At 58.9% G+C, this 2,820-nt stretch carries 1 pseudogene; it reads right to left on the bottom strand.

The annotated features are described in order from the left end of the window. Nucleotides 1-2,820 (bottom strand): annotated as a pseudogene (locus M3I56_RS40440) (AMP-binding protein); the annotation flags it as partial.

Here is a 2,820-nt window from a genome sequence, read left to right as displayed (position 1 = left end):
GCGACCGAGGAACACAAGATTGCCGTCGGGCAGGTAGCGGGCCAGATCGCCGGTGCGATACATGCGGGCATCGGAGTGATGGGAGAAGGGATCGGGGAGGAAGCGTTCGGCGGTCAGTTCTGGGCGGTTCAGATAGCCACGAGCCACGCCTGCGCCGCCGATATACAGTTCACCCACTGCGCCTAGCGGCACCGGTTGACCGTGGCTGTCTAGCAGGTAAATCCGAGTGTTCGAGATCGGTCGGCCGATGGGCAGATGATTGCCGGAATTCGTTTCTGACACTTCATACGTGGTAGAAAAGGTCGTGCTCTCGGTGGGACCATAGCAGTGGATGAGTTTTTCCGGTCCCCTATGCTTTAGCAATTCTCCAAAAATCTCATGTTTTTCCTGTTCTCCCCCACAGAGCAAAAATCGCAGTCGAGCAAAGGTTGATCCAATTTCGGGAACAAATTGGTTGAATAAAGCGGTTGTGATGAACAGCGCGGTGACTTTGCCTCGGCTAATGATTTCAGCCAGGCCTCGAGCATCAAGGACTTGATGGCGATCGCCAATAATCACTGTGCCACCGTTGAGCAGTGGTCCCCATACTTCAAAAGTGCTGGCATCGAAGGCGGGATTTGCCGTAAAGGCGACCCTATCATCTAGTCCGATCTTGGCATAGCTGTTGTTCATGACCAGCCGGGCGACCGCTCGATGGGGCACGAGCACCCCCTTGGGGGTACCGGTCGAGCCCGATGTATACATTACATAGGCCGTATCGAGGGCTGCTCCTCTTAGAGCGGGACTTGGCTGAGCGACACCCGAATCGGTTGGCGGCAATACTGCGACTGGGAGGGGTACCTCGGGAACATTCGTGATCAGCAGGCGAGCTGAACAATCGTCAAGGATCCAGGCGTGTCGTTCAGCGGGGCCTTGCGGATCGAGTGGTACGTAGCTTCGGGCGTTCGCTCGGTTTGCTCTTCGAACAACTGGTGAATGCACGCCTGATCGGGATAGGGCGCCTCGGTTGCGTTCCAGATCTGCAGCAGCAGTTCCCGCTCCGCTTTGGGTATCACCTCCAATTGACGCACCGGCTGGCCAGGAGTCTGCTCCAGCGCATCGGCCAGACTGCAGAGCGCCTGTTCCATATACCCACATACCCGCTGCGAATCGATGGGCGATTGCACCTGCGCCGTCACCCCCAGTGCCTGTCCGTAATCCTCCACCGACAGCACGAATGGATAGTTGGTCCTCTCCTGGAAGCTGAGCATTTCGATACCCGACAAGGTGTCGCTTGCCTTGGTCTCGCCGAACGGTTTCGAGTTATGCCGGTAATTCAGCAGCGCACTGAACAGTGGCGTGCCTGCTGGCACGCCACTGCATCGCTGAGCCAGCGCGAGCGAAGCATGTTCGTGCTCCAGCAGTTCCGCCAGCCTTGCATGCGTATGACGCACGCGCTCGGCCACACTGACCTCATCCATATCCAACCGAAGCGGCAGCGTGTTGATGAACAGCCCCATCGCCCGGTCTGCTCCTTCGCCCGCTTGCATCCGCCCGAACAAGACTGTGCCGAATACGACCTGTTCCTGCCCACTGGTACGCGCAAGCACTTGCGCCCACGCGACATGACACAGGCTGGCGAGACTCACGCCCAGGCGTTTGGCCTGTGCACGCAGCCTCAGGTTCAAATCGGAGGATAGCATTCGCCGGGTCTCGCCTACCTGAGAGCCATCACGGTGTACCTCGACCAGCCCGAACGGCAGCGTTGGCTCAGTGACGTCCGCGAGCATTGCCTGGAAGAAGCGTTCGTGTTCTTCTGTCGAGGTTCCCAGTCGGGCTTGTGCGATAAGATTACGGAACGGTTCGGGCGATGGCAGAATCGCACCTGGATCTTCCATGAATGCCCGCACCTCTGCCTGCATCACCTCTAGCGTCGAATGGTCGCTAATCAGATGATGTAGCAGGGTGAGTAGGATCCAGCGTCCTAGTTCATCTTGCGCGACTACAAAGCGCAGCAGCGGCGCCTGGCTTAGATCGATCCGGTACTGGTGGGGACCGAAACGCTCAGCCAGTTGGATGGTAACGGGACCGTCTGCCGGCGAGAGTTTCAGCTCGGTTACTGGCAGCGAAGCTTGCCGCCAGACCACCTGGGCGGGATTTGACAGACCTTCCCAGACGAATGCGGTACGCAGAATGTCGTGTCGATTGACAACGTGCTGGACCGCGGCCAAATAACGGTCCAGCGTATCACGTTCCGTGAAAGCCATTTGAACGAGCAGCAGATAGGGGTCACCGTCAGTGGCCAGCAGGTGGTGAAACAGGATGCCGTCCTGTAAGGGAGAGAGGGCATAGATGTCTTGTATCGTAGAGGCCCCCCCCGGTACATTGGCCACAATACGATCGATTTCGTCCTGAGAGAGATCGATTAGCGGCAGCAGGTCGGGCGTGATGGTCTGGCAATCCGGCGCAATCTGATTAGGTGGCACCGGCACTTCGCGACGCTGGCCCAGGACGCGAGCCAGTGCGGACAGCACCGGGGTCTGGAACAGGTCACGTACAGCCAGACTCAGGTCCAGACGGCACAGCCGTTCGATCATTTGAACAGCGAGCAGGGAGTGTCCGCCAAGCGCAAAGAATGAATCGTGTCGACTGACCGTGTGGACGCCGAGGAGTTCACGCCAGATGTCGGCCAGTGCGATCTCGAGTGCACCGATGGGGGCTTCGTACGCGGCATGGGCGAGTGAGTCGGCATCCGGAGCGGGCAGTGCCCGGCGATCGAGTTTGCCGTTGGGGGTGAGAGGCAACGCGTGCAGCCGCACGAAAGCGCTAGGGACCATGTAA

This window comes from Paraburkholderia sp. CNPSo 3281, assembly GCF_024206515.1.
Taxonomy (GTDB): Bacteria; Pseudomonadota; Gammaproteobacteria; order Burkholderiales; family Burkholderiaceae; genus Paraburkholderia; species Paraburkholderia nodosa.
Note: the sequence above shows the minus strand (reverse complement) of the source record. Positions and strands in the feature narration are given on the sequence as shown.